Origin of the sequence: Paenibacillus sp. SSG-1 (assembly GCF_002224835.1) — a bacterium.
Classification (GTDB): domain Bacteria; phylum Bacillota; class Bacilli; order Paenibacillales; family Paenibacillaceae; genus Paenibacillus_AQ; species Paenibacillus_AQ favisporus.
The window spans coordinates 4,839,762-4,862,746 of the sequence record NZ_MBRK01000001.1; the positions used below are offsets into that span (position 1 = coordinate 4,839,762).

The 22,985-nt window shown below is 54.6% G+C and carries 19 protein-coding genes; 4 read left to right on the plus strand and 15 right to left on the minus strand.

Translation table 11 applies throughout. The features are described 5' to 3' along the window. Nucleotides 1-5: 5 nt before the first annotated feature. From BCV73_RS22345 to BCV73_RS22360, 4 genes are all read right to left on the minus strand, one after another. Nucleotides 6-3,143 carry a beta-galactosidase gene (locus tag BCV73_RS22345; protein WP_089548578.1) on the minus strand — a complete coding sequence of 1,046 codons (3,138 nt, stop codon included), beginning with the start codon at nucleotides 3,141-3,143 and terminating at the stop codon, nucleotides 6-8. Next, the gene (locus BCV73_RS22350; protein WP_089548579.1) at nucleotides 3,140-4,459 is read right to left on the minus strand and encodes a glycoside hydrolase family 125 protein; all 1,320 of its coding nucleotides are present in this window, start codon (nucleotides 4,457-4,459) and stop codon (nucleotides 3,140-3,142) included. The genes BCV73_RS22345 and BCV73_RS22350 overlap by 4 nt, the downstream gene beginning before the upstream one ends. 184 nt (nucleotides 4,460-4,643) lie before the next feature. After that, complete coding sequence (locus BCV73_RS22355; RefSeq protein WP_089548580.1) at nucleotides 4,644-5,930, minus strand: alpha-L-fucosidase; 1,287 nt, start codon at nucleotides 5,928-5,930, stop codon at nucleotides 4,644-4,646. 83 nt (nucleotides 5,931-6,013) lie between these two features. Then, on the minus strand, nucleotides 6,014-7,402 hold the full coding sequence (locus tag BCV73_RS22360) for an alpha-L-fucosidase (protein WP_089548581.1): 1,389 nt from the start codon (nucleotides 7,400-7,402) through the stop codon (nucleotides 6,014-6,016). Between the two features lie 186 nt (nucleotides 7,403-7,588). Here BCV73_RS22360 and BCV73_RS22365 point away from each other — a divergent pair, with 186 nt between their 5' ends. Next, the gene (locus BCV73_RS22365) at nucleotides 7,589-9,889 is read left to right on the plus strand and encodes a helix-turn-helix domain-containing protein (protein ID WP_089548582.1); all 2,301 of its coding nucleotides are present in this window, start codon (nucleotides 7,589-7,591) and stop codon (nucleotides 9,887-9,889) included. A gap of 106 nt (nucleotides 9,890-9,995) precedes the next feature. Here BCV73_RS22365 and BCV73_RS22370 read toward each other — a convergent pair whose 3' ends face one another. From BCV73_RS22370 to BCV73_RS22390, 5 genes are all read right to left on the minus strand, one after another. Beyond that, nucleotides 9,996-11,603 carry a type 2 periplasmic-binding domain-containing protein gene (locus BCV73_RS22370; RefSeq protein WP_089548583.1) on the minus strand — a complete coding sequence of 536 codons (1,608 nt, stop codon included), beginning with the start codon at nucleotides 11,601-11,603 and terminating at the stop codon, nucleotides 9,996-9,998. Between the two features lie 50 nt (nucleotides 11,604-11,653). Next, nucleotides 11,654-12,562 (minus strand): carbohydrate ABC transporter permease, encoded by a 909-nt coding sequence (locus BCV73_RS22375; RefSeq protein WP_076173532.1) that lies wholly within the window; start codon nucleotides 12,560-12,562, stop codon nucleotides 11,654-11,656. A 15-nt stretch (nucleotides 12,563-12,577) separates the two neighbouring features. After that, nucleotides 12,578-13,546 carry an ABC transporter permease gene (locus BCV73_RS22380; protein ID WP_089548584.1) on the minus strand — a complete coding sequence of 323 codons (969 nt, stop codon included), beginning with the start codon at nucleotides 13,544-13,546 and terminating at the stop codon, nucleotides 12,578-12,580. Between the two features lie 333 nt (nucleotides 13,547-13,879). Beyond that, a complete protein-coding gene (locus BCV73_RS22385; RefSeq protein WP_256992952.1) occupies nucleotides 13,880-14,203 on the minus strand; it encodes a DUF805 domain-containing protein in 324 nt (107 codons plus the stop codon). Between the two features lie 164 nt (nucleotides 14,204-14,367). Then, the gene (locus BCV73_RS22390) at nucleotides 14,368-14,847 is read right to left on the minus strand and encodes a DUF3995 domain-containing protein (RefSeq protein WP_256992953.1); all 480 of its coding nucleotides are present in this window, start codon (nucleotides 14,845-14,847) and stop codon (nucleotides 14,368-14,370) included. Nucleotides 14,848-15,499: 652 nt separating this feature from the next. Between BCV73_RS22390 and BCV73_RS35910 the strand changes: the two genes are divergently transcribed. Then, nucleotides 15,500-15,940, plus strand: coding sequence for a hypothetical protein (locus BCV73_RS35910; RefSeq protein WP_244879490.1), 441 nt, complete (start codon nucleotides 15,500-15,502; stop codon nucleotides 15,938-15,940). A 123-nt stretch (nucleotides 15,941-16,063) separates the two neighbouring features. On the opposite strand, the gene BCV73_RS22400 is transcribed toward BCV73_RS35910, so the two are convergent. Continuing rightward, nucleotides 16,064-16,405 (minus strand): winged helix-turn-helix transcriptional regulator, encoded by a 342-nt coding sequence (locus BCV73_RS22400; RefSeq protein ID WP_076173529.1) that lies wholly within the window; start codon nucleotides 16,403-16,405, stop codon nucleotides 16,064-16,066. Between the two features lie 129 nt (nucleotides 16,406-16,534). On the opposite strand from BCV73_RS22400, the gene BCV73_RS22405 reads away from it, so the two are divergent. After that, nucleotides 16,535-17,176: an NADPH-dependent F420 reductase gene (locus BCV73_RS22405; RefSeq protein ID WP_076173528.1), complete on the plus strand. Its 642-nt coding sequence runs from the start codon at nucleotides 16,535-16,537 to the stop codon at nucleotides 17,174-17,176. Nucleotides 17,177-17,335: 159 nt separating this feature from the next. On the opposite strand, the gene BCV73_RS22410 is transcribed toward BCV73_RS22405, so the two are convergent. The 5 genes from BCV73_RS22410 to BCV73_RS22435 form a co-directional block, all read right to left on the minus strand. Next, nucleotides 17,336-18,352: a phosphotransferase gene (locus BCV73_RS22410; RefSeq protein ID WP_089548586.1), complete on the minus strand. Its 1,017-nt coding sequence runs from the start codon at nucleotides 18,350-18,352 to the stop codon at nucleotides 17,336-17,338. 309 nt (nucleotides 18,353-18,661) lie between these two features. Continuing rightward, entirely contained in the window at nucleotides 18,662-19,465 is an 804-nt protein-coding gene (locus BCV73_RS22420; protein ID WP_089548588.1) for a class I SAM-dependent methyltransferase, read from the minus strand. 27 nt (nucleotides 19,466-19,492) lie between these two features. After that, nucleotides 19,493-19,948, minus strand: a complete 456-nt coding sequence (locus tag BCV73_RS22425; protein WP_089548589.1) for a YdeI/OmpD-associated family protein — start codon at nucleotides 19,946-19,948, stop codon at nucleotides 19,493-19,495. A 24-nt stretch (nucleotides 19,949-19,972) separates the two neighbouring features. Further along, nucleotides 19,973-20,770 (minus strand): alpha/beta fold hydrolase, encoded by a 798-nt coding sequence (locus BCV73_RS22430; RefSeq protein WP_089548590.1) that lies wholly within the window; start codon nucleotides 20,768-20,770, stop codon nucleotides 19,973-19,975. Nucleotides 20,771-20,914: 144 nt separating this feature from the next. Continuing rightward, the gene (locus BCV73_RS22435) at nucleotides 20,915-21,397 is read right to left on the minus strand and encodes an SRPBCC family protein (RefSeq protein WP_089548591.1); all 483 of its coding nucleotides are present in this window, start codon (nucleotides 21,395-21,397) and stop codon (nucleotides 20,915-20,917) included. A gap of 404 nt (nucleotides 21,398-21,801) precedes the next feature. Here BCV73_RS22435 and BCV73_RS22440 point away from each other — a divergent pair, with 404 nt between their 5' ends. Continuing rightward, nucleotides 21,802-22,980, plus strand: a complete 1,179-nt coding sequence (locus BCV73_RS22440; RefSeq protein ID WP_089548592.1) for an FxLYD domain-containing protein — start codon at nucleotides 21,802-21,804, stop codon at nucleotides 22,978-22,980. Nucleotides 22,981-22,985: the final 5 nt, after the last annotated feature.

The following is a 22,985-nucleotide window of genomic DNA, read 5'->3' on the forward strand; positions in this document are numbered from 1 at the left end:
TCCTCCTAGCTTTTCTTGACTTGAATCTGAACCTCGTGCGGGCGGTACACCGCCTGTATTCGTCCTTCCGCATCGGCCGCAAACAGCACCGACCGCTCCTGCTCCAGCTCGAACGCATAGACGGCTCCGGTATCGTCGTCCTGCACTTCAATCTGGGCATTCCACGCATATTCCGATACGAAAATGTATAAAAAGCCTTCGGAAAACCGCAGTCTGCGCCCGTAAATCCCCGGGTTGTCCCCGCCCTGCAGCCAGGTCAGGCCGCTGGCGCAGCCGGCCGCCTCCGCCGCATAGCGGTACAGCTCGGCCGTGGTGTCAATCCGTTCGTTCAGCTCAACCGGCAGCGGGCTCCAGATCAATCTGCCCGCGCCCAGCGGGATGTCGGTCACCGCGTCGGCAGCAGGCGTTCCCGAACCGGCCTGGCTGTCGCCCGACGCCAGCACCTCTTTGTTCACCTCAGCGATGCGCCGCTTCCCGAAGGTAACCGGCAGCCGCTTGCCCTGAAGGCTCAGCGTCTCCTCGCGCCGTACGTTGCGGATCACCGTATCGCCGAGCAGATCCGCCGCCCGCTCTGTCCGCTGCCAGTACGCGTCGATCGAGAGCGGCCCGGTCACAAGCAGCACCGCTCCCGTGCTCCGGACGATCTCAAGCAGCCTCGCCCAAGCCGCGTCCTCGATATTGTGCGGGCTTGGCAGCAGAATCAGCTTGGCCGGATGCTCCGCCAGCGGCTCCAGGTCGTATTCGGACACGGCCCGCAGCGCCAGCTTCAGCTGATAGGACAGCACGCGCGTCATCAGGCGCGTCGCCTCATTCGCAAACTTCCGGTTCGAGAAGTCGTTCGAGTATGGGAACACCGCCGCGATATCCTCCAATTGACGGTCCCGGAACAGGTCGCGGATCCCCGCCATAAACCGGCCGAACTCGTACGAAACGTCCGCCTCCGGCTTCTCCGTGCCGTCGGCCCGCAGGGCACCGATATGCGATTCGTTCGCGTTATCCATATAGAAGTTCGTGTTCCAGATCCAGTGGATTGCTCCCGCACCGCCCGTCGAGAACGCATAAGCGTACTTGCGCTCCAGCATGCTGCGCAGCTCCCGCTCGCTCCGCTTGGCCAGCCCTTCGGCCGTCTCGACGTACATGATCCCCGTCTCCTGAACGACATTCGGCTTGTCGGCCGTCTTGGCAAAAATCCCGTCCCAGACCAGATCGTCGTTCTGCCACCAAGAATGCACCGTCGTATAGTCTGCTGCCTCGCGGTAAAAGAACGGCGACGGCCGCTGCGAGCCGAGCGCCTCGTCCTGGCCGACAGTGACCAGCTGATCCGGACACAGCTCCTTGATCGTGCCATACAGCTGCAGGGCCCAGCGGTTATGCATGTCCATCGAGAACAGGCAGTGATCCAGCCAACGCGTCCCCTTCTTGCCTGAATGCATATCCTGCACGTCGAAGTTGATCTCCTGCGGCTCCGGAATCGCGGCGGCCGCAAAGCTCGGCAACTGCTCCGGCGTCATATTCCACCGCTCCTGCAGCTGCCCGATTTGGCCGTGGCGCCGCTCCAGCCATTCCGCAAAGGCCGCCCGTTCATAGCGGTCATGCGCAGAGCGCGGCCCGGCCGAGAAAATACGCACCGGGTCAAACATCGACGGTTCGTTGATCAGGTCCCAGTCCACGTTCGTCGTGTGACGGTGACGGGAGACGATGGAGCGGATATACCGCTTCTGTGCCTCCACGCTCTGCGGATCCAGATAAGGATTAACCCCTTCCCACGTCTCCGGCGTAAAGGAGAAAAAGGTGAACGTGACGTGAAGTCCATGCTTCTTCGCCGTCAGGATAAAGGCGTCGATCGCCCGAAGCACCTCCTCCGAGGCATGGCCGTCGACCTGCATGATGTTGCGGTAGGCGGTCCACACCCCGGTACGGATCCAATTGATGCCGGCTGACGCCATTTGGGCCATGTCCCGGTCCCACACGTCGCTGTTCGGCAGGAACAGGAACTTCCGGGCCACATCGGACGCCATATACGTCATGCCGACAATCGGCAGCGGCCGGCCGTCCTTGAGAAAATAGTCCCGCCCGCGGGTCAAGAGGCTTCCTTCTTGAAGCATCTGTGCGTCATGCCCCCAGAAGCCTTGACGCAGCACCCTTACTTCTCCGTCTTCCGACGCAGCGGTGCATTCCACCCGGTACAGCCCGGCGCGAAGCGCAAGCGGCACAGAAATCCGGACGAAGTCCAGCTCGCCCGTAACGCCCGTTGTGAACCGATGCTCCCACTTCTGGTCCCCTTCGTCCTCCTCTACCGTAAGGGCGAACGTCCATCGCTCTGCATCCCGAATCGCGGTCCGCTTCGGAAAGATCCGCTGCGTTTGCAGCGTCAAGACCGCGTGATCGCCCGGCTCATAAGCAGCGTAATTGGTCTTTAGCGACAGCTCGGTGACCGGACGCGAGGCAAACTCTGCCAAGGTACCCAGCGCCTCTGCTCCGCCCTGATTCCAGAACGCGGAGGTGAGCGGCACGTTCACGAACAGCCAGCGTGAACCGGCAAAATCACCGCGCGAGTTCTCCCACAGCACTACCGGAGCGGCTACCTCGCGGCCGTCGGCGGATATGCCGGTCAGCAGCGCATGCACCTGCGTGCTCATCGTGCCGGAGGAGCCCATCTGGTGCGGCAGATCGGCGTTCCGGGTCGTGTGCGGCACCAGGTTCAGCGTGTCGCTGATGCCAAACAGCTGCTCCTGTCCGGCCAGAAGCGGGATCTGCTCCGAAGCCCGCAGACTCGCGACCGGTCCGGCGTCCACATGCAGTATTTCATGAATGTACAGCTCCCGGTGGTAAGCGGTCTGCTCCGCCTCCGCCTTCCATGCCCCTTCCTCAAGCCGGACCGGCCGGCGGAACGGCGCCCCGCCGGCGCTGACGAGCCCGCCGCCGCTTCTTAGAAACGCCGCAATGTCCGCCCATGCATCTTTCGGAAAATACGGCGCATGCAGATTTACGAAGCATCCTCTCTCAGCAGTCCGCAGCGCTTCGGCAAGACCTTTGGCGTCGGCCACTTTACCGATCCGCCGCAGTTCATCAAGCTGCGCAGCCGGTGGAAGCGATGCGCCCGGAAACGCCGAATCATAGAAAATGATGACCTGCCGGCTCATAGAATCCCTTCTTTCATCGCTTGATAGACCAGCTGCGAGAAGAGGCTGTTCGACCAGGCAAACCACGATCTCGTATATACGGCTGGATCGTCGGCAAGGAATCCCTCATGCATGTAGCCTGTTCCCGCGTCCGTCGCCTCCAGCGTCGCAATCATCTCCAGCTTTTCTTCCTTCGTGACCGCTGTCAGTCCCTGCATGGACAAAGCCATATGCCACACATAGCCTTCCGGCGTATGCGGGCTGCCGATGCCCTTTGCCGCCCGGCCTTCGAAGTAGAACGGATTGGCTTTGGACAGCGCAAAGCGTCTTGTGTTTTGATAGATCGGATCATCGGCTGTGACATAGCCCAGATAAGGAATAGACAGCAGTCCCGGAGTACCCGCGTCGTCCATCAGGCAGTAGTTGCCGAACCCGTCGGTCTCGTACGCGTAAATCGGTCCGAATTCCGGATGGCGGTAGATGCCGTAGAGCTGGATGCCATGATGGATATCTTCCTCAAGCGCCTTCAGCTCCTGCAGGAAGCCCGTATCGCGGAACACCCATTCGGCGAACTCCTGCATGTGGCGGAGCGCAACCACGGCGAACATGTTGCCCGGAATGTTGTAATGAAAGTCGCACGCGTCGTCGCTGGAGCGGAAGCCGGACCAGACCATGCCCGTATAGTTGACCGGCATGCCGAGCCCTCCGTTTGCCAGACTATCCTGCCGGATGCCGTTATTGCGCATAAAACGGTACGGCGACTGTTCCATATGACGCTGCTCGGTCCGGAACAGCTCGTAAATGATCCGCATCGCCGATTTGAATCCGGCGTCGAAAATGTCCGTCAGCCCGGTTTCCTTCCAGTACGCATAGGCGAGCCGCATGGAGAAGCACAGGGAGTCGATCTCGAACTTGCGCTCCCACACCCAAGGGCCCATATCGGTCACGTCGGCTTTGTTCCAGTGCCAGTCGTTTGCCGACTCGTTAAACGCGTTCGCGTACGGGTCGATATGTATGTACTGGATATGCCGCTTGACCAGCCCGCCGATCATCCGCTGCAGCGCGGCATCCTCTTTGGCGAAAGGCACGTAATGCATGACCTGTTCCACGGAATCACGGAGCCAGGATGCGGGAATATCCCCGGTAATGACAAAGGTGGTTCCGTCATCCATCAGCTTCGTGGTCGTTTCCAGCGTGTTCGGAAAACAGTTCTTGAACAGCTGCAGCAGCTTGGGCCGGTGCGACAGCTTCTCTTCCGCTTCGGTCAGCACGTTCCGAATGGAAGCCGGAAGTTCCATCCGCGGCATGTTGATTTGTGGCAATCTGAATTGTTCCATTCTTGATCTCCTTTTGTATACATGGTCATATGCTCCGGGCTGATCCTAAGACGATGCAGCTAAGCCTTGATTACCTTTGGCCCCCGAATCCTGTCCGTTTACCCGAAAGAGGGGGAGGCCCCGCCGTGAAAAGTGCAAGGCGTTCCTCCCCGTGATCGTCCGCTTATAGCGTCCCGTCCATCCGTCAGTTATGGGTTACGACGGCGCCGGATCCGCCGTACATTTCCAGCTCTTCGTCGAACTCCAGCTTCAGCACCGTTACCTGCTCATGGGTGTCCTCCGGGGTCATGTGAATCCATGTCGTTCCCGGGATGTTGAACCACGGCACCCCGCCGTGAATTTCATGCGAAAGCTCTTTGCCCGAGTGGAGCACGGTGATCTTTTTGATCGGGTTGCACAGCCCTTTGAGGCAGACGTTTTCCTTCGGATCGTCATAGACAAACAGGTACAGCGTCTTGCGGTCCTTGGACACCGTGCTGCCTCCGAGGTAATAACGGGTCATGATGCCTTCTTCCGTGCCGAACACCGCCTCTTCGTGAGTGCGGATCCAATCGCCCAATCCGAGCAAAATATCTTCCTGCCGCTTGTCGATCGTGCCGTCTTCCCGCGGTCCGATATCGAGCAGCATGTTGCCGCCCATCGAAATGCAGTCACAGAACATGCGGATGATCTGGTTCAGCGACTTGTATTTGTTATCTGTCGGCACGTAGCCCCAGGACGTGTTGATCGTCGTGCAGAACTCCCATGGCCCCTCCGGTCTCGTGATCGGAATGCCCTGCTCCGGCGTTTTGTAATCGCCGTGGCCCTGCAGGCGGGAATTGATGATGATGTCCGGATTCAGCGTGTGTAAATATTCCTTAAAGGCCGGCAGGTTCCACTGCTCGGCGCTGCGCTCCCAGTCCCCGTCGAACCATAGCAGATCGACCTTGCCGTAATTCGTCAAAATTTCCCGCAGCTGGTTGTTGTTAAACTCGAGGAACTTCTGCCAGCGCTCTTCGTTCTGAATGCCGTCTTGAGGGCTCGAGAAGCGGTTGGCCGTGCTCAAATCCTCCGGCACCTTGCCCCCTTCATAGACACTCGGATAGTCGGGATGGGACCAGTCGATCAAGGAATAGTACATGCCCAGATGGATCCCGCGCTTCTGGATGGCCTCCGCGTACTCCTTAACGATATCCCGCTTGGCCGGCGTTTTCTGAATGACGTTCAGATCGCTGTACTTCGTGTCCCAGAGCGCTACCCCGTCATGGTGCTTCGTTGTCAGCACCGCATATTTGGCGCCGGACTTTTCGATCAAGTCGGCCCACGCTTCAGCATCGAATTTCGACGCCGTAAATCCGTCCAGCTGCTTCATGTATTGTTCATAGGGAATGTGTCCGTTGTAAAATGACCAGGATTCAGCCACTCCGTCGACGGCATAAATGCCGTAGTGGATAAAAATCCCCAGCTTTGCGTTTTCAAACCATGGTTGCATATCGGTCGCACCTTTCGCGTTGTATTCGGTTGTTTATAGCCGGTGTTTGGATCTATACTCTTATGCCGCGTCTGCCCGCTGTCTTAGCGGATACGGAACACGTGCGCGATCGGCGCCAGCCCTTCGCGTTCCTTCTCCGGAAGGCGGATGGCAACGCCGTCATCCGTGCGCCGGAATTCCAGATTGTCTGCTCCGCCGACGAGATCGATCCGGCTGAACGGCTGCTGCAGCGGCAGCTGCAGCTCCGCTGGAACCGCTTCGTGTTCGTCCCGGTACAGGTAAAAGGCGTAGGTCGTGTCGCCTTTTTGGGTGAACTGCGCCCGGCCGACCGAATACGGCTCGCAAATCCGCGTGCCATAAATAGCTTCGCCGTGAACCTTCAACCATGCGCCCATGCCTTTGATGCGGGAGATGGCCGTTTTGGAAATCCGTCCGTCCGGCTGCGGTCCCACATTCAGCGCCAAATTGCCGCCCTTAGCAACAATTTCAACCAGCAGATGGATCAGCTGCCGGACCGTCTTGTAGTCGTCCTCATAACGGAAGGAGAAGGCCGATCCCATCGTGATGCAGCTCTCCCAAGGTACGATCAGCGCGCGTTCGGGCAGCGTCTGTTCCGGCGTGATCAAGTTTTCGTAAGGTCCGCCTACCGTGCGGTCCGCCGACAGCAGCCAAGGCTGAATTTTCCGTGCCCGCTCAACTACTTCGCCCAGACGGATGTTTTGATCCCGATAGTCGTTGACCCAGCCGGCATCCAGCCACAGCACGTCGATCTTTCCGTAATTCGTCATGAGCTCCATGATCTGTTCATGCGTGAACTGGACGAACTGCTCCCACAGCCACGGATATTCCTTCGGATCGTAGGTCGGCCCGCGGGATGTCGTTGTTCCCGGCTTCATCCCGGGAGCCCAGTAATACGGGGTGTGCCAGTCCGCCTTGGAGAAGTAGGCGGAGATGCCGAGCCCTTTTTCCCGGAAAGCGTTAAACAGTTGCTTGGTGATATCCGCGTATTTGTGCGTATGGAACGGGCAGTCCGGCCCAGTGATACGGTAGTCGGTCGTCTTCGTATCCCACATGCAGAACCCGTCATGGTGCTTGGTCGTAAAGTTTAAATATTTAAACCCGTTCTCGGCGGCCAGATCCGCCCACAGCTCCGGCTGGAAACGGAGCGGGTTGAACGTTTTGTTCAAGGCAAAATACTCGCGTTTCAGCTCCTCCGCATCGATGTCCCAGTCGATTTCGTTTCTGGACCATTCCTCATCCACGTCGCTCAGCGCCCAGGATTCCACCAATCCGAGCTGGGAATAAGGCCCCCAGTGCATCATCAGGCCCAGTTTCTGGTCCTTGAACCACTCCAGACGCTCCAGCAGCAGCGGGTCCTCTGGTTTCACCCAATGTTCTTCACTGCTGTAATTGTGGACGCCTTCCACGACGACGGACTCCTGTTCTTCCTGGACCTGCTTGATTTCGCTCATCGTACACCCTCCATTGATTCGGATTTTTATCATAGATTGAGCTGCCCGCCGCTAAACCGCGCCTTCCTATCAACAAAATTCTCCATATTTCGACTTCGTTCGTTTTTCTCTCTATGTCCAAAAGCCCGAAATATTGGTATCATGGAACTTGATCAGACGCATTACGGTTAACGGGAGGCAGAATTGTTGAAGAAAAATTACTTCAAGTCCAAGCTGTTTTTGAAATATATCTGGTCCTATTTGTTTATCTTGTTGATTCCCTTGATCCTCATGACGATCTTTATTTATGAAAACGCTGTGACGAATCTCCGCTCCGAGATCGAGCACTCCCGGCTGGATCAGCTGACCCAGACTAAAGTGATCATTGACGGGCGGATGAAGGAGCTCAGCGAAATCGCTTCCCGTGTCTCCTATGACGAGAGGCTGACGAAATACCGGGTCCATGACCCGCTGACGAGCGGAGACGCCATTCAGGCACTGGATCAGTACAAGGCAACCAGCTCGATCATCGGCGAAATTTTCCTCTATTTTCATAAAGATGAGAAAATCTATTCCAGCAACGGCCTGTACAATCTTGATGTATTCGCCAAAAAGTTCAGCTTCCAGAGCTGGGACAAGAGCCGGATGTTCAAGGATCTCAATGAGGGGCAGTATCCTGAGATGCGTCCCGCCGATACGGTCAGCAACGCTTCCGGTTTAAAAGAAACGATGCTCGCGTACCTAATTCCGATTACGCCCAACAGTCCGACTCCGCACGGAACGGTCATGTATTTGATCCGGGAATCTGAGCTTACCAGCCTGATCGATTCCATTCTCGGCAGCTATCAGGGGTTGACGTATATTCTTGATAACGAAGGCCGCATTCTGGTGGACAACCGTCAAGGCGAAGCGCTCACCGGAAGCGAGGCCAAGTCGCTGATCAATCTGTCCCCTGGCATTCACGAACGCACTATTAACGGCAAGGCGCATTCCATCGTCTCGGTCAAATCCGATAATAACGGCTGGACCTACGTTACCGCCATGCCGAGTTCGCAATTTTTCAGCAGCGTTCTGCATGTGCGGAGCTTTATCATCATGCTGTTCATCATTGTCGTCCTAGTCGGCGCGGCCATCGCGCTGCTCCTTGCCCGCATGCAGTACCAGCCGATCTCGATGCTCGTGGAGTTTGCCTCCACCAACTCCCCGGCCAAGCGGCCGCAGAGCGGCAAGACGCCGTCCGGCAACGAGCTGGACCGGATCCGCACCGCGCTGCAGGAATACAGCTCGCGGATCGATTTGCAGGAGCCGTTCGCCCGCAACCACTTCCTGTCGATGCTGCTGAAGTACGGCAGCGCCCAGAGCCTGTCGCCGGAGCTGCGGGAGGCGTTCGACCTTCATTTTGACCGGTCACGCTACTTTGTGATGGTCATCGGGTCGGAGCCGGCAGAGCAGGAGAAAAGCGACCGGCAGGACCGCACCGAAATGATCCGGCTGCTGACCCAGATCGAATTCCCTGAGCTGGCAGCTCTCGGCTATGGCGTGGAGCTTCCGCAGCTGGACCAGCTGGGGCTCATCATCTGCTACGATCCGGAAGAAGGCGCCGAGGAGTTCAACCGGATGCACCAGATCGTTGAGGCGGTCCGCGGCTGTCTGCTCGAATCCTTCGACGTCTTTCCGATGATCGGCGTCGGCACCAGCTATCCGAGCCCGGACCAGCTGAACCAGTCCTTCATCGAAGCCTGCTCGGCTTTCGAGCTGCGGGCGACCACCGGCCAAGGCAGCGTCACGTATTTCGAGAAGCTGTCCTACACGCCGGACCATACGGCCTGGGTGCCGAACAACACGCTGATGAAGCTGTCCCAGAGCTTGAAGCAGGGCAGCTACGACGTTGCCGCCCAAATTATCTCCTTGTCGGTGCAGGACCTGCAGGCGGCCGAGGTATCGGCGATGCTGATGCGCTGCGTCTGCTTCGACCTGCTCAACACGATCCTCAAGACCGCATCCGAGCTCGGTATCCACAGCGTGCTGCAGGACGTGCCTCCAGGCATGGTGTACAGCAGCTCGCTCGAGGAAGTCGAACGCGGCCTGCTCAGCCTCGCTTCCCGGGTCTGCAGCCAGGTCGAGCGGAATAACCAGAAGGAAGAGCAGTCGATGATCGATCGGATCGTCGCTTACATCGACGGGCATTACACCGACCATACGCTGAGCCTGGAGAGCGTCGCTTTTGAATTCGACATCTCGCCGTCCCACGTCAGCCGGTCGTTCAAGGAAAAGATGGGGCTGAACTTCATCCAGTATGTCTGGCAGAAGCGCCTCGAAGAAGTGATTCATCAGCTGCGGACGACCAGCGATCCGCTCAAGGACATCATTCTGCGGGTCGGCTACCAGGACACCCCGAACTTCACGCGGAAGTTCAAGAAGGAGACCGGCTACACGCCGGGGCAGTACCGGAAGCTGTTCTCCGAAACCGGCCAGCCTCCCGCTTCTTCCGATCCGGACGACGAATAAGGCTGCGCCTCTTCCCGCTTCTTCTTAAAGCAATAGCCAACTCCCCTGCCGCTTGCGCTGCAGGGCGATGTTGGCTATTTGCTTTTGCATGGTGCGGATGATCCGGTTACTTGCCCGAGTTCCAGCGGTCGTAAGCGCCCTGGTACAGCTCGGCGATCCGGTCGCCTCCCATTTTTTTGATTTGCGCTGCATACTTGTCCCAGTTCGAGAGCGGTTCCTGGCCGGTCACAAACTTCGCTTCCATCTGCTTGACATAAGTGTTCAGGTCGGACAACAGTGCCGTTGCTTCCGTCTGCTCTTCATTGGTCAAATAGACGTTCGGGAACGGCGTTTTGCCGATCGGCGTCAGCTTCTCCGCGTTTTCCTTGTCGATGAAGCGGTCGAAGTCGCTCTTCAGCCCTTTGGTCAACTCCGCGGAATTCATGCCCGGTGCGAGAATGCCGTAGTTCGGCGTCAGTGTGCCGCGATATTCCTCACGGTCGCCGCCGCCCGGTACCGGCAGCCATTCTTTCTCATGGGCTTCTTTATCTTTGTATTTCCACAGCGTATTTTCCGGTCCCTGACTGAACAGCGTCGCTCCGTCATAACCGTATTGGTAATCGATCCAGCGCATCGTCGCTTCCGGATTCGGGTCCTTGCTCGTAATCGCAAACGTACCGTTGGCCGAAATGCCCGGATGCTTGCCGTAGACTGGCGTTCCCGGAATTTCGCTGGCGACCGGCGTCATGAGCGGGTTGTCCGAGCTTGGCTCGCCGCCCAGCGTGAAGTAAGGGAAATAGTCGTTGAACACGCCGATCTGGTTGTTTTGCCCCTTGGCCTTCTTCTGATCCGGCGTCTGCGAGAACGTCTCGTGATCCAGAAGGTCTTCCTTCCACAGTTTATTCATGAAGGTCAGGTAGCCCTTATAACCCTCTTCTTGCGGCGTATAGTGCACTTTTCCGTCCTTGTCGGCGTAAATGACTTCGTCATAGATGCCCCAGAAGCCGAGGAAATACATGCGCAGGTCGTCCAGCTTGACCGAGGTCAGCGGAATTTCGTCCTTTTTGCCGTTGCCGTTCGGATCTTCGTCCTTGAAACGTTTCAACAGCGTGTACAGCTCGTCGGTTGTCTTCGGCAGCTCGGTTACGTTCAGCGCCTTCAGGAACTTGCCGTTATACCACATCGGGCTGCGGTACCATACCGCCGACAGATCGATGTTCGGGAGCGCGTAGATATGCCCGTCAGGCGTCGTAAACGACTTGCGGATATCCGGATGCTCGTCGAAAATTTTCTTGATGTTCGGCGCATAGCCTTCATCGATATACTTTTCGAGCGGGATCAGAACGCCCTGACTGCCGTATGTCACCTGCTCCGCCGGTTTCAAATCCGCCGCATAAAATATATCTGGCAAGTCGCCGCTCGCGAATACGAGGTTCTTTTTCGTCTCAAAGCTGTCGATCGGCGAAAGCTGGTATTCCAGGTGGATGCCCGTCAATTTCTCCATCTCTTGCAGTACGGGCATTTTGTTCCAGTCGGCCACGCCCGCGTCCTGGGACATCACTTTTAACGTGAGCGGCTTGTCCACGATCGGAAAGCCTTCTTTTTTAACCCCTTCGGCCGCAGATCCGGCAGCTGAGGAGGAACCCCCGTCGCCGTTGGAACCGCAGGCTGCCAGCAGGCTGGCGGATACGGTGAGGCAGAGCAGAATGGATGACGCCTTGCGAAGCTTTTTCATGTTTTATAAACTCCCCTTTTTGACTTGATGTCGATTCTAAGCAGGCAGGATCAGCCCTTTACGGAACCAATCATAACACCTTGCACAAAGTAACGCTGGAGAAATGGATAAATGACAATCACCGGAATCGTGGCGACGATAATCACGGAATACTTCACCAGAGCGGCGATTTCCGCCTTGTTGTTCATCGCGGCTGCCGTGGAGGCGTCGATCGCTCCTCCGCCCTGCGCGGCCATTTCCTGCAGCACCAGAATCTGGCGCAGCACCAGCTGCAGCGGGTATTTCGCCGAGTCGTTCAGGTAAATGAGCGCCGAGAAGTAGCTGTTCCAGTTGCCCACCCCGTAGAACAGGGCCATGACCGCGATGATTGGCATCGACAGCGGCAGGATAATCTTCACGAACAGCCGCATGTTCGTACACCCGTCGATCTGCGCCGCTTCCTGCAGCTCCTTCGGAATCGAGCTCTGGAAGAACGTCCGTGAGACGATGATGTTCCAGATCGACGCGGCCGATGGAATGACGATCGCCCACATTGTGTTGACCATGCCCAGCTGCTTCACCAGGAGGTACGTCGGCACCAGGCCGCCCCCAAAAAACATCGTGACCATGAACATGCCCATAAAGAAGTTGCGGCCGACAAAGTCCTTGCGGCTCAGCGCATACGCCGCCGGCAGCGTCACGAGCAGGTTGATCGCGGTCCCGACCACGGTGTACAGAATTGTGTTGCCGTACCCCGTCCAGATGCTTGTGTTCTCGAACACCCGCTTGTAGCCGTCAAACGTAATGCCTTTCGGCCACAGCCACATCTCCCCCGACCCGACCGCTTTCGGGTCGCTGATGGAGGCGCTGACCATGTACACCAGCGGGTAGAACACGATTAGAAACGCCAGAAACACATACAGGTAATTGAAGGCGAGAAAAACTTTATCCCGCCGGGTTTCTCTGACTCCGGATAACATCGAAGCCCCTCCTCTCTACCACAAACTGTTCTCGCTCGTACGGCGGACGATCTGATTGACGACGATGAGCAATACCGCATTGATGACCGAGTTGAACAGGCCGATGGCGGTCGAGAAGCTGTACTGCGCATCCACCAGACCCGAGCGGTAGACGAAGGTGGAAATGACGTCCGACGAGCTCATGTTGAGCGGGTTTTGCAGCAGCAGGATTTTCTCAAAGCCGACCCCGAGCAGGCTGCCCATATTCAGGATGAGCAGGATGGTCATCGTCGGGACCAGCACCGGGATGTTGATGTGCCGCAAGCGCTGGAAGCGCGAGGCCCCGTCGATAATCGCCGCCTCATGCAGCCCCGGATCAACGCCCGAGAGCGCGGCGAGATAGATGATCGTGCCCCAGCCGGCGCTCTGCCACACGTCCGAGAAGACGTACATCGTCTTGAACCAGCGCGGGTCGGTGAGGAAGTCCGGTGATTTCAGGCCCAGACCCTCGATCATGTGGGTGACGATCCCCGTCGACGGCGAAAGGAACGTGATAATCATCCCGGCCATAACGACCATGGAAATGAAGTGCGGTGCGTACGTCACCGTCTGGGACAGCTTCTTGAAGAAGCCGTTTCGGACCTCGTTGAAGGCCAGCGCCAGAATGATCGGGATCGGAAACCCGATGGCCAGCGAGTACAAGCTGATGCTCAGCGTGTTCCAGAGCAGATCCCAGAAGTAGTAGGAATGAAAGAAGCGTACGAAGTGGTCGAAGCCGACCCACGGGCTTCCCGTGATTCCTTTTGTCGGAATGAAGTTCTTGAACGCGATCTGGATGCCGTACATCGGCCCGTAACAGAAAATAAGAAAGTACAAAAAGGCCGGCGCAATAAACAGGTACAGCTCCCAGTTCATAATGATGCGCTTCCATAAACCTTTGCCTTTTCTCTTTGTCGTCATGGCCGCCGCCGGGCGGCCGGCAAACGCCGTATTGGTTTCCTGCATAGGATCACCCCTTCCTGATAAATGGTTTGTGCTCCACCCATCGTTGCCACAGTATGTCAGGTGTGCTAACGCTTACATTTTTACGATAGCCCAGGGAGCGGTGCACGTAAATATGTCATTTTAGCTGCTGCCCCTAAGCCCCGGTGACAAGGTGCCTGCGGCCTGATGACAAGCGGCTTGGACAAGCGGACAATGTGTCATTTTTGAGTGATCCGGCGTGATATGGGCGGCATATCAAAATTGACCAACCGAGCAAAAAAGACTCCCGGCTCAATCGGCCGGCAGCCTTCCTCTTGTGATGTGATCCTTATGTCTCGCCCGCCTTCCCAAACATTACTTCACGGGCTGGGGGCCATATTGGTTATCCGTCTCCTGACTTGCCTGACAGGTTTGCACAACAAAAATAACGATACCCACGATCGGTATCAGGGCGATCAAGTTCCACCAACCGCTTCTTCCCGTATCGTGGAGTCTGCGGCATGCAACCGCCAAAGCCGGCAAGAAGGTAGCTGCAAAATAGATCCCGGATAATATGTAAGACAGCCCCACGATTTCCTCGACGACGGAAAGCACGATGTAGATTACTCCTTCATACAGCATAAACATCCAATATTCCTTTTTGGACGCCCTCCCCTGAAATCCTGCGTAATTTTTCAATGCTTTTAAATACTATTCCATTCTAAACTTCCCCTATCCTATATTGAATCCGATTGAGTTTAGCATGAAATAGAACACAGCAGATACCATCAAATTTTTCCATGAAATTTCAGAAATGAAAAAAAGCGGCCGACTGCTGAGAAGTCGGCTGCTTTACAAAAGGATCATGATTTTGATTTGGCCTCCCTTTTAAACTTGAGTGCAGCAAGGATAAATAACGCTCCTCCCAGCATCCAAAATGGCTCCCAAAAAAAGAGCCTCCACCTGAGCGCAAAATCGTCAATCTGCAGGGACAGCAGCCCTATGCAGGCAAAAATAAGAGAAACAACGTTGGCCAGGCCATAGAAGAATAGCAAAATCCCCGCTAGTAGCCCTAGAACATACAAAACCCGGTTCGTCATGCTGGACCATGGCCTTAGAAGCAGCAGCAAAAATAAGCCCCCGCACAATTTCACGAATCCAGTAAGCCAGACTATGGCTATGAACGATGCTTCCCTTTCTATGGCTTGATTATAGATGAACCCTCCTAATGTATTTACGCCAATCATGCCTCCGCCTGCCCAGTAAAAGCTGATGATCGCAAACAGAAGGCACCAGATAAACCCCGTAAAGATATACACTTCTTTATGTTGGATCATTCCCATCCTTTGCCTTCCCTTAATAGTCATCGCACTCCTGCCTAAGTCCGGGCACTTTTTGAGCTATGCAGTATCCATTTTGCCCATTTGTGCTCTCAATTGTCTATCTCTCTCCATCTTTTAATAATGCGTCAAAATAGCATCGCCTTCTGAAAATATCGAATATGTAAACCAATCTATCAATTTATTCCTATGGATTGGCAGACAAACCGCTTGTCCCAAGAAATACCCCGCATATGCCCGTTTTCTCAAAATATAGCCGTTAGTCTAGCAAATGATAGTTATCAGTCCATGCCAAATGTGAAGCAAACCCATACTCTGTAGACAAATCGACAGGAGGTGTATATCATTGCATTGTCCAAGAAAGCATTGCAGAGGTAAAATTGTTTTTCACCACCATAGAAATAAGAAACACCGCGTCATTAAAAAGATCGTAAAGGTAAACTGTCCTCCCCCGAAAATTAAAGTAAATGCTCCTGCCGGTCCTCAAGGTCCTGCAGGAGCACAAGGTCTCCCGGGACCACAAGGTCTTCCTGGAGCACAAGGCATTCCAGGACTACAGGGTGCTACCGGTCCTCAAGGTCCTGCAGGAGCACAAGGCCCTGCCGGTCCTCAAGGTCCTGCCGGTCCAGCCGGGGGCATCGCATCGTTTGCATTCTTGTGCAGCACGGTCGATCAAACCGTAGCCGCAGCCCCTACTCCCGGTGGCCAAGGCGGCGCCGTCACTTTTAATAACTCCGTCATTAACGGAACGGCCACTTCTTTTACCAGCCCTTCCACCGTCAATATCCTGGAAACCGGTTTCTATAACATCAGCTGGGAAGTATTCCCGACTGCCGGAAACAGCGCATTCGGCCTGTTCTTCGATCCGGATGCCGCCGGACCGCTGCCTGCCACGCTGGTTCCTTGCAGTAATTATGGCTCCGGTGCGGGCAATAACCCTTATCAAGGTCAAGTCGTAGCACGATTAACCGCGGGAGGCATCTTGACTCTGAACCGAACCGATAATATGGGTACCCAAACACTTCAGGGTAGCATAGGCGGCGGAACGCCTACGACTAGCGCTTCGATCGTCATTGAAAAATTGGCGTCGGCCTAAACAACCTAGCGGCGGCTCCAAGATTATTAGTAATATATGCGCAAGAAATCGCTTTGCTACTAGCATAGCGATTTCTTGGCGTTTGTTGCATATTTGATCATCGGTTTTCAATCAAGATCCAAATCAGCTTTGCTGAGTTTCTTGTTTTGATAGAATGTGCTTCACGCCCCACTCGCTGATCTGATCCAGAAATTCAATCATAGACCGTCCCGCCGAAGTCAGCGCATATTCCACTCTGGGCCGGGGCTCCGGGTATGATTTCCGTTCAATAATGCTGTCACGCTCCAGCTCACGGAGCTGTTCCGTCAGTACCTTCTTGGAGATGGACGGTAAATGGCGCTGCAATGCGCTGTAACGCACGGGCTGGTCGTTTTTGTACAAATACCGGTATATCGGTATCTTCCATCTCCCGCTTAGACTGGATATGACCACCTCGACCGGACACTCATTCAGCTGCACAGGCATTGGACTCCCTCCATATTTTTTCCCAACATTATACACCAAGCTGCGTGCGCATGCCTGGATACAAAAAAGTGCCTTATTGTTCCCGGCATGGACCCAGCTCTATAATGGCTCGTGAGGGGGGAAGCGAACATGAAAATCGGGATTTTGGGATCCGGAAATGTAGGTAAAGCGTTAGCTAAAGGTTTAGCGGTGTCGGGCCATCGCGTTGTCGTGAGCAGCCGGGAACCTGATCATCCGAAACACGCATCTTGGAAAAAAGAGAGCGGTAGTTCGGTCGGAATGGTCACTTTTGACGAAGCCGCCCGGTTTGGAGAGACGATGATTCTGGCGCTTCCCTGGAATGGTTTGAAAGACGTGCTGGAATCCATCGACCCTGCCTGTTTAAAAAATAAAACCGTCATCGACGTCAGCAATGCCGTATCCTTTGACGGCGGGCCGCGTTTGCTCCATAACGAAACATCTGCAGGGGAAATCGTCCAACAGCTGCTGCCTGACAGTTCTATCGTTAAAACACTAAATATCGTCAGCGATCAAATCATGGTTCACCCGCATTTTAGCGAAGGCTCACCGGTCATGTTTATATCCGGCAACAACTTGGAGTCCAAGGAGCAAGTCAGGACTCTGTTGAAAGACCTCGGCTGGTCAACGATTATTGATCTGGGGGATATCAGCCGAAGCCGCCTTCAGGAATCCATCATGCTTGCCTGCGTCATCAGCGAAATGCAGCTGCCATCACCGAGTGCGGCTTTTGCCTTGTTAACACGTGGATAAATCCGTCATCGATCCGTCGGAAACATGGTGGAAAGTTCGGAGCATCCAGGTAAAACAACAGGATATGTCGTTTATCACTTGACTCCAATACTGGACAGCACGCGCATTGGAACGAACTCGAGCCGCTGTCCAGTCAGCATCAATATATCCTGTGCTTCTCTATATCTTCTGCAATTCAAGCCATTCTTCCATCTTGGGGATGGATTCTGCATAATGCTTAATAGCACCCAGGGTTATGGAGACCTGCTCTGTTCCGGTCTTCTGTTCTTCTTCATCCGTACATTCGATCCACAAAGACCGTTTCAGACTATATTCCAGCCATTCCAGTTTGGACAATAACCCACCAGCCAGAATCAGCCTCCAATCGGATGAAATGCGCCCCTGAGCTGTTTTATATCCTTGTATAAAAGCTGAAAACTTCTCCTTCTGTATCTCACCCTTCTCACTTTCGGACCAATAAACCGCAGTTTCCAGTAAGTCCAGCGACGAATTTTTATAACCGGCGGATTCCCAGTCAATCAGTATCGGTTCATGACCTGACCACAGTACGTTTTTCGGGTCCAAGTCCCCATGCGTAATCACCCATTCAGAAGAAAGCCCGTTCACCGATTCGATGGCGGCTTCATTCCACCGATGTAAATGTTCCATGCTTTCGAGCATCTGTTCGGTCCACTCCGCATGGTTTTCTTCTCCTTTCTCCAAATAAAAGCCCCAGTCCGTTAGAGCAGAATTGGAAAATCGCGGAGTTTCGATGCCTAAAACTGAAAAGTCGATCCGATGCAGCTTTGCTAGAATGTCACCCATTTTTTCGCAATGAGTCGTGTCTATTTCACCATGCTTCAGGCTGTTTTCGCTGGTCCAATCAAAAACAAGATAATACCTGTCCTCTAATCGCTGCAGCGACTCCCCGTCAAACTTCTTTGCGGGAAGCGCAGGAATGAATTTTGCCGCGTAATTCGCAATCCGCTCAGACAAGATGTAGTTGTTCACTGCAGTTGGTCTGGTCATAATCTGCGGATTTAATGCCTTTACGGCATATTTGCCTGTCGCAGTTTCCACCGCGTACATTTTGTGAAGCAGCCCACCGGTAACCGGTACAGGGTCCGATTGCAATTCGCCCAACTTCAGCGCACGGCACAATTTATGGAATTCGGAGATACTCGATTTCTCATGCATGCTTGCACAGCTCCTTTTGGGGGTATTCGGAAACTATAAAACAGATGGGTTCATCCCGTTAATGAGTTCAGCGTCCTCAAAACTTAATTTCCTGTAATTCCACATGGGCTCCCTCCGTCGGCTCGCATTCATACTTGATAATTTTACCATAAGCTTCAGGTATGGAATGGCTATAACCAAACTGTCCCGCTTTCGGGGAGTTCAAAATCATAATAAAAAAACAATAAGCTCCGATTGGCCTGTTGAACCCGGTATCCAATCGGAGCTTTGTCATTTCAATTATTCCGCTTGTTAAATTTATCTTCCCGCTCAGTCTAAACGCCGGGCGACATGAAGAACAGCGCCCCAATGGCGGTGGACCGACGAGTCCGGACGGCTGTTCAGGCGAACCCGGATTTCGCTGAAGAGCTTCTCACGCTTCCATTCCTCCATAAGAATGTGGTCGGAGAACGTTTTTAGAAGGTTAATGTATTCTTCCGCATGATAGATGCGTTCCCAGTCGAAATGCCGAACATGAACGACCTCAAACAGGCCGCTTTGCCCGATCTCTTCCCGCTGCTCCTGCAGTTCCCCCGGCCTTGGCCAGTCGGTGTCTTTCGGTTTGCCCTCGCCCAATTCATCGTATACGTCCTGGATTTCACGGAAGAACGGATCCCCGTCGTCCGGAAAAACGTGAGTGGCGTTCCAAAAAGCCAAATGTCCGCCGGGACGCAGGACCTGCCATGCCTTGGAATACCGAACCTTCGGATCAATCCAGTTCCACGCGGTGGCGGCAAATACCAAATCGAATCTTTTCCAGTCCTCGGGCTGCCACTCCTCGAAGCCCCCCGTTATAATTTCGGCATCCATTCCGGTGAGGTTGCGGCGGGCTGCTTCCGCAAGATCCGTTCCAAGCTCCACGCATGTCATGTTGAATCCACGTTTGGCTAACGGGAGGGTTGCCTTTCCTGTCGCACAACCGATTTCCAGCAGACGATCCCCCGGATGCAAATTAGCCGCACGGACCAGATCGTTCAGCAGTGCATCTGGGTATTCCGGCCGCGCCTGCTGGTACAGGTCTGCCGCCTGCTCAAAGGTTTGACGCAATGTTTTATAATCGTGTCTAGCGTGCATGATTGCCTCCTTAATACGCTGCTTCTGTCACTTTTTACTTTTGAAATCATTGAGCTCGTTCAAAGCTTTCTCTATTCGCCGCTGTCTGGCTTCCGGTGTCTTGGCATCCTGAATGCTCAGAACAAGGCGCCGTCGATTACTATAAGACATGCTCTCAAAAGCGGCCTTCGCCACCCCGTTATGCGACAATGCGGACAAGAAATCATCCGGCACGGCTAGTTCACGCGGTTCCGTATCCAGCTCCAACTGAACCTCCAGTTTGTCGCCGGCGGCAACCTTTGCTTTCTTCCGATGCTCCGTGCTGACCGGAATCAAAAATCGTCCGCCCATGACTCCAATCGTAGTCCGGTACGCGTACCCCCGGATCGTAACACGAACCGCAGGCTTTTTTCCAGAGCCTAAGCTTCTGACTACTTCTTCCGGCACCTCAATTCCTGTTGCGGTCTTTCCGTGCAGCTGCAGGTCGGCAGTAAATGTTACCATATCGCAACCTCCTCAATATATTTTTTATCCCTTCAAGTAATCGACCAATACAGGGACCAATGCGGCCGGTTTCACGATATGCGTTTGACCGGGAAGCACTTGATGGGTTGCATTCGGCAAAACCTGTGCAAGCTCCTTCATGGAATTTCGCATCCATTCCGGGCTCTTGCCGCCAACGGCAACAAGCGTGGGGACAGAGACGCTCGACCATTTTTTCAACGTCTCCTTACTCCCTTTCTGCTGCCCGATCGTCAGTATGGTGTCATAAGGAAGCGTATGGGCGACCGACTTAAGCTTGGACCAGGCAGGCATCATCGGCATCATGGCCACGACCGGGGCCGGCAGTCCGACTCCTTTTCTCATAAACAGCTTGACTGCTGCACCCCGGCGATTGGCTCTAATCAGTTCACCCATTTGTGCAGCGTACTCATCAGGCACAGCTTCACGGCTGCCGTCCGAAACAAAAGGCGCTTCGTATAACGCCAGTTTTTTTATCGACGAAAGCTGATTTGCCGCTTCAAGGGCAAGCGCTGCCCCCGAGGATACGCCGTATACAAATGCATCCTCTCCTGCTTCTTCAATCACAGCAGAAAGGTCCTCAATCTCGCGATCCACTCCATAAATAGCATGATCTCCACTTTCGCCACGCCCTCTACGGTCATAGGTATACACGGTAAAATCCTGCTGCAATGCAGCTGCCAAGGCGCTGCTCGGGCCATTCCCCCGGCTGCACAGCGCACCATCGACCAGCAGGAGCGGCGGGCCGCTTCCAACCTTGTCGTAAGCAATGCTCGTGCCGTCTTTCGAAGTGACCGTTCTCATAAGGCAAAGCCTCCTTGCTTCGTTTTTTGTCCTCTACCAATACAACGAACGCGGCTCACCATAATCGACAAATACACGATCTTTTATGGATTTTTTTCTATAAATTTTTTAACAAACCGATTTTGACTCGTTCAACGAAACGAACTATTGTTCCGTATATAATGCCAGGTTCTCTAAAGTGGACCTTAAACCGACGTCGTGATCTTCTTTCCGGATCCCTGCCGGTACGTTCTCGCATACGATCGTAACCACCGTGCCTTTCGGGTCGGCTGCTAATGTCCATGCCATGATCATCTCTCCGGCAAAATGAGGATCATCTGACTCGAATACAACAGCCTGTACAATACGCTCGTCCGGGACGAGCTCCAGGAACGTTCCTTCGACGACGTCTGTATCGTCAGAGGTTTTCCCTTGCATTGTGCCGTCGTTCTCTAAATAAGCCAGCGACATCCGGTAAGTTCCGCCCGCCACGGGGTTGAACTCGAAAATCCGGCCTTTCATCCCCTCCGGAGGAAGCCACATTACTAAAGCCTTAGGGTCCACGAACGCATTATAAATCGCTTGCGGTGGTGCTTGGATCGTCCTCGAGGCAGTGTCGATTCTCTTGTTACTCGAATGATTGGTCATGGGTATCCAACCTCCAATTTCACAAAAATGGATCTATCAGCCCACATGTTTTGCTAACGTCATCGTAGCACAACTATCAGGTTGTTATTTCTTGCGAATTGCTTTTACCCCGTCCAGCTAAAAAAGCAATCGGACACCCGACAGCCGTTAAAAGATGGGCTGACTCCAAGCTATTAAAATCCTCTTCTCGCATCAATCCATATTATGGTATAGTAAAAACTAGTAATCTAGGTCTATGGAACCAGAAGAATCGCTGAAGACCTAGATATTTTGATGGAACCGGCTTTCAATTACCGCAGCCGGATCGATACAAGAATGCTGGGGGGAGCAGGGTGTATTGTCATCAGTGCGGGGCAAAGTGTGCTCCGGAACAGAAAATATGCGGAAAGTGCGGAGCAAGATTATTGACGGAAGAAGTACGGCAGGCCGTTCTTGAGGTAGCCGCAGGCACTGAGGCCATCCGGCTGCCTCAAGCTGCGGCAGGCAAGCCGGGAGATGATCAGCGCCCGGCACAGGCGGCCGTCACCAAGGGGGGAAGCGGCCGGGTATTCCAGTGGATCATCCCTATTATGCTTGCCGGAGTGGTTGCCCTGGGTCTTACACTCTATTACAAGTATGAGCAGTCCGTAAACCAGGAAGTGACGGCGCTTCAGCAGCAAGCCAAGAAAGAGGCGTTGGCCGGAAGGTATTCGGAGGCGGTCCAGCTGCTGGAACGGGCCGAAGAACAACGGCCGCGCTTCGCCGCACTGACCCGGGACCGGGAGCTTGCGGCCAAGGCCGCTCAGCTAAAGAATCAACTCGACGGTGCTTCGGCACAGCTTAAGGCCAAGAAGCTGGATGAAGGGGAAAAAGCGCTGAAGCAAATCGCGGAAATGATCGGCAAGCGGCAGGAGCCGCTGTTCGCGCCGCTTCAGAAATCGCTGGCGGCGGATCAGGTCATGCTGACGGTGCTTCGCATCAAAGGCCAGCTGGACAAGCTGACCACAGTTGATGCGCTGGCCGACAAGCTTGATACGGTCCGCGGCCTCAGCGGTCAGGAAGCGGCGGCCGTCAAAGCGCAGATTATTAACAAAATCGCCGGAATCAGTTATTCGTCAGCCGAAGAGAAGCTGCGGAAAAAGGATTTTGCCGGAGCGCTGGAAGCGGTGGACAACGGGCTGTCCTACGCTGCGGACAATCCGAAGCTGACGTCGTACCGGAAGCAGATTTCGGAAGCGAAGCGGGAGTTTGAGGAGGCTGAAGCGAAGCGTATTCAGCTGGCCCAGCAGAAGGCAGCTGAAGAAGAATTGAACAACCGGACCGCGGCCGTTGATGTATCCGGCGTTACGGCCGTGCTGGACGATTACGGCGATCTGACCATTTCCGGGACGGTCACGAATACCGCGACCCGCCCGATCTATTCGGTCAGCGTTTACCTCCATATTTACAGCAGCTTCTCCGGTGCCTACATAGGCGATGCTTATGCCAACGTTTCCCCGTTCAGACTGGAACCAGGGGAATCAGGGAGCTTCTCGACATCTTACTATGGGGTCTACGAACAAGCGGAAGTCTCGGTTGATAACGCATCCTGGTATTTGGAATAGGGGGC